General features: G+C 31.0%; 7 protein-coding genes and 1 pseudogene. All 8 read left to right on the top strand.

What is annotated here, in order from left to right; all coding sequences use genetic code 11:
- On the top strand, positions 1-586 hold a 586-nt coding region (locus PTI45_RS24260; protein ID WP_175425234.1), incomplete at its 5' end, for a hypothetical protein.
- 15 nt (positions 587-601) lie between these two features.
- Complete coding sequence (locus PTI45_RS19990; protein ID WP_069329351.1) at positions 602-808, top strand: hypothetical protein; 207 nt, start codon at positions 602-604, stop codon at positions 806-808.
- Between the two features lie 307 nt (positions 809-1115).
- The gene (locus PTI45_RS23800) at positions 1116-1835 is read left to right on the top strand and encodes a pre-toxin TG domain-containing protein (protein WP_175425233.1); all 720 of its coding nucleotides are present in this window, start codon (positions 1116-1118) and stop codon (positions 1833-1835) included.
- An 18-nt stretch (positions 1836-1853) separates the two neighbouring features.
- Positions 1854-2216 (top strand): hypothetical protein, encoded by a 363-nt coding sequence (locus PTI45_RS19980; protein ID WP_069329350.1) that lies wholly within the window; start codon positions 1854-1856, stop codon positions 2214-2216.
- A 370-nt stretch (positions 2217-2586) separates the two neighbouring features.
- On the top strand, positions 2587-2808 hold the full coding sequence (locus PTI45_RS19975) for a hypothetical protein (RefSeq protein ID WP_245703520.1): 222 nt from the start codon (positions 2587-2589) through the stop codon (positions 2806-2808).
- Between the two features lie 13 nt (positions 2809-2821).
- Positions 2822-3073 carry a hypothetical protein gene (locus tag PTI45_RS19970; RefSeq protein WP_069329348.1) on the top strand — a complete coding sequence of 84 codons (252 nt, stop codon included), beginning with the start codon at positions 2822-2824 and terminating at the stop codon, positions 3071-3073.
- A 142-nt stretch (positions 3074-3215) separates the two neighbouring features.
- Positions 3216-3958: pseudogene (locus PTI45_RS24505) on the top strand (zincin-like metallopeptidase toxin domain-containing protein).
- 3 nt (positions 3959-3961) lie between these two features.
- Entirely contained in the window at positions 3962-4369 is a 408-nt protein-coding gene (locus PTI45_RS19960; RefSeq protein ID WP_371748109.1) for a hypothetical protein, read from the top strand.
- The last annotated feature ends 163 nt before the right edge of the window (positions 4370-4532 follow it).

Below are 4532 nucleotides of genomic sequence, written 5' to 3'. Positions count from 1 at the left end.
TGTTACAGGTCAAGAACTTTCTGTAGGAGACCGAGTTGCGACTGGGGTAGGTACATTAGTTAGCTTTGTATCTGGCGGGAAAGTCGTTGGAAAGACAGCGACTAAAGGTGTTATTGATGGCGGTAGCTGGCTTATTGGTAAGTTTTCAAAACAAGTACGTTTAGCTAGACCATCAGATTTATTTAAAAATGATTTTGCTAAAAATGGTCAGAGAATTTCTCCTAAAAATTTGTATCGCGAACTCAAAAAATCTGAAATTGGATTAGAAACCTTAGACATTATTAGAAATAATAGTATTAGAATAGATTTAGATTACAGTAAACAAAATGGACTTTATGGACTAGCTATAGAAGATTATAGATCTATTATTTATGTACAAAATACTCAGTCGAAAAAGAAAACTGCTCAAATTATAATTCATGAAGTTACTCATAATATGCTAAATACTTCTGTCTATACTCAGAGAGAAGAAGTAATAGCTCATATTAGAGAAGCCAAACATCTTAACCCAAGTTTAAGCATAGGAGAAATTAGAAGGATTATAAAAAATGTCGAAAATCTATACCCGGAACTTCCGTATCAATAATGAGGAGGATTACGTATGGAAAATGAATTTAAAAGAAAATCTCTTAATGATATAAACTCTATAATTGCTAGAGCGATAAACGGAGAAAAGGTCGAGTGTCCTAAATGTGGATGTACTCTTATCTTTAATGATGTAAATAGTGGTAAACATCCTGGTATTTTTTGTCCTAATAATGATTTTAGAATTATGATGGATTTTAAGAAAAATGATATTGGTAAATAAATTATCTAGAAACAAACCATCAAAGAGGATATGGATTTCAATTAATTTGAAACTTAGATTGTTCTAATTCATTAGAGAGTTATTGTAAAAAAGATAAAATGGTTTTAAAATATAAGCTGTATATTTTACAGTTTATATTTTTTTGTTAAATGGATTACACACAAAGTATAAATTTTTAATAAAGAATGTAATAAACTATTTTATAATGTTTATAAGCAAGATCCTATAATTTAAATATTAAAAATTTCGCAAATCGAGATGTCTTGAGTGCAAGTATCGACGACTAACGATGAATTGCTATGCGTATTTGAATGAGAATCCAATCTCGTACATTGATCCATTTGGACTGAGTGCGGATGGAGATTCTTGGGTAACGACAGGATTGAGCTATGGAGCCGATGCCGTTCCTATTTTGGGAATGGTAAAAGGGTTCCAAGAAACGATTACGGGCGTCAATTACATTACAGGTGAACAATTGTCTGTAGCTGACCGAGTCGCCAATGGGATTGGTTCATTAACGGGCTTGATTCCAATTCCGGGCACAAAATATGTCGGTAAATATGGAACCGAAGCGGCAATTGATGCAGGTAGTTGGGTTGTTAAGCAGTTTGGGAAGAAGGAAACAAAGCAAGTAGCGAGTAAGTTACCACTAAAAGTTAATTTGCAGTTATTTGCTGGAAATATAAAAAAAGTTCCTGGGATGCCACCTATTGTTCAATCAAGAATAAATATTAGTAACGATGGATTTAATCATGTTTTAGAAGAACATTTTTCAAGTAAGAATAAATCACAATTTACAATCTCACCGGAAGAACTTCGTTCTATACTTTCGGATAAAAGTGTAGTGAATGTTCTCATTACTAGAGCATTATATAGTAACAAAGGTGATCGTTATGTTAGAGAAGTTAATTTAGACAAAGCAATTGGTACAGACAAATTTAATGATTTTCAACCGACCTCAACAATAACTATTTTAACTGATAAGAGTGGAAACCTAATTACAGTATCACCAGGGATCATAAAATAAATTAAAGGAGAACTGAATTTGAAACTTATTAATAGTCAAACTGAGCAAGATATAAGAGAGCAATTAATAAAATCTCATAAGTCTTTATTTGAAGATGAAGAAGAAAGAAAATTGCTTACAGTAATTCGGAAAAACTTTTCTAATATGTTAACAGCATATATTCTTCATTGGATACCTGAACAAGGAGAAGATTTTTATAAAATTTTAATAAATGATTCTATAGTTGTAGATATTGAATTAGATAAAGTAAATCAAGATACGATGCCGATTATGTCCTCTATGCCAGTATCAGAATATAAACGAGGATTAAGTAGAATCAACCAAATTAAACTAATCATAGCGATTGATTTAGCTCAAAAAGATTTAAAAAAGACAAACTGAATACACTATATCAAACTTCGAAGAGAGCATACTTTTCGAAGTTTCTTTTTTATCTTTTATTTTATATCAATTATAAATTTTCAGATAATAATCATTTTGCTATTATTTTAAATTCAAAAAAAGAGCATACAAATAAGTCTTGTAAGATAAAATAAAGTGAGTTATATAAAGAATAGTTATATTGATGTGTAAATATAATTTTTCTCTTTTGTATTACAAAGTATAAATTTTTGATATAAAATATAATAAATTATTTTACAATAGAGTCAACTATGTTACAGGGGAACAACTAGCTCCAAATTTTATAACCCAATAATGTTGTTTCTTTACTTTAACAAGTCAATTATGGGGAGGTGAAACCATAATTGACTTGTTTTTATTACCCTTATTTCGTGGGTATAGAAGATTTCATTCAGATTATGAGATTGCTCAGGCTTGGATTAGATTACAACAAGGAAATTATACTAAAAAAGATATTGATTTATTGAATCATGAATTATTTGAGTCAAGATTTGAAGGTATATTTAAGACTGATTATGAAACTGCTCATGATGCTGCTGTTAAATCAGGTCGTCCATGGGAAATAGATTAGAGGTGATTACTAGATGGGAGCTTTTGTTTTACTTTTTAAAGAGTATGAAGATGAGCTGATTGTAATTTACAGATTTGGTCCTAATGAAAATATAATGGGGAAAATTCAATTAAATAAAGAAACCAGAATGTTCTCTGAATTGGAACCGATTGATAACGTAAATCATTCAAATCAGTTTTACTTCGATAGAGCAGTTCAAAGACTAGCAAGGTGTGTGATTAAGGAAAATGGGATTTTTCTAGATAAAATGACATTTGAATCTTAAAAAAGAAGCTTTGATAGGCTTAAGCCCGTCAAAGCTTTTTTTATTGCCTTAAGTTAACTTAAACGAGCTATTACTATATACGGAATTAGATAAAGAACAGCATCCTAATATATTAAAAAAATCATCTATACTTACGACTGTAATGTTTTTAGTAATCTCTAAGTGTATAAAAGTACTATCAAGTTTTGAAATCAAACGCTCTATTAACCGAGATGTTCTGAGTGGCAGTTTCTTAGCAGATGCTGTTTCTATTTTTGGAACGGTAAAAAGTGTACAGGAAGTCTTTACAGGAACAGATTATGTGACAGGTCAAGAACTTTCTGTAGGAGACCGAGTTGCGACTGGAGTAGGTACATTAGTTAGCTTTGTCCCTGGCGGGAAAGTTGTTGGGAAGACAGCAACTAAGAGTGCTATTGATGGTGATAGTTGGCTTATTCGTAAATTTAGCAAAAAAAATAGTGCTGATGAAGTTTTAAATGAGAGCATAGATTATAGAAATGTACAAAGGTTACAAAATAGTAGAAAAGAAACATTGGCTCTTACAAAAGAAATTAGACAGTTTAAACAATACTGGGGTCAATATGGAATTAATGTCAAAGTAGATAAGAAAGGAAAAGTACTTCGAGGTGAGCTTGAAGCAGGCTTTGATTATGGTAGCGGGGAAATATGGATCAAGAAAAACCCAAGCTTAATTTGTATCATGAAGGATATCATGCAGAGCAATGGTTAGCGATAGGAAAAGAAGCTTATATGAATCTTAATCGATTAGAACGGGAAGAATATGTATTTTCGAGAGTGATGCAAAATGAAAATTTATTTGATACACCATCAATTAATCATTCAAAAGAATACATTGATAGATTACGTTCAAAATATAATAATTAGAAGGTGAATAAATTGAGAAGATATAATAGAACTAAAGAAGAGTTAAAGAAAATACTTGAAGAAGTAGATCGGAATTTTCCAAGACATCATCGTAGGGTCGAAGAAATTACTGTAGAAACTGTATTAAAACCAGAAGAAGCAATAGCAATTGCTAAAAAGTATCTTCAAGAAAAAAAGATGGATGGAACTGTGAATGAACAAATTAAAAATTTGTTTTTTGATGAAGCCTATACGTTTGGAATTAATGAAGAGGATCGAGATTTTGATGATCTTCGACCAGCATGGAGAGTGACAGTTGATCTGCCACCAAGTACGTTTACTTTTGAAGACTACACGTTAATTGTATCGGATCGAGATAAAAAAGTACTGGGCATCTTAGATGCAAATGGTCATCCAGCTAATTTAAGATAATTATAAATAAAGCTATACAAAAGAAACATGAAATGACTAACAGCCATTTCATGTTTCTTTTTCTTTTTCAGTTTATCAAAATTAATATATGAAAGAGTATTGATGCTGGACTGACCATGAATCGCTATGCGTATGTGAATGGAAATCCGATTTCGTATATTGA

This window comes from Paenibacillus nuruki (assembly GCF_001721045.1).
Taxonomy (GTDB): Bacteria; Bacillota; Bacilli; order Paenibacillales; family Paenibacillaceae; genus Saccharibacillus; species Saccharibacillus nuruki.
This window is presented reverse-complemented; position numbering and strand designations above follow the sequence as displayed.

What these genes read in the sequence shown, in the direction of transcription:
- PTI45_RS19990 (WP_069329351.1), top strand. Translation starts at nt 602, where the DNA reads ATGGAAAATGAATTTAAAAGAAAATCTCTTAATGATATAAACTCTATA.
- PTI45_RS19970 (WP_069329348.1), top strand. Translation starts at nt 2,822, where the DNA reads ATGGGAGCTTTTGTTTTACTTTTTAAAGAGTATGAAGATGAGCTGATT.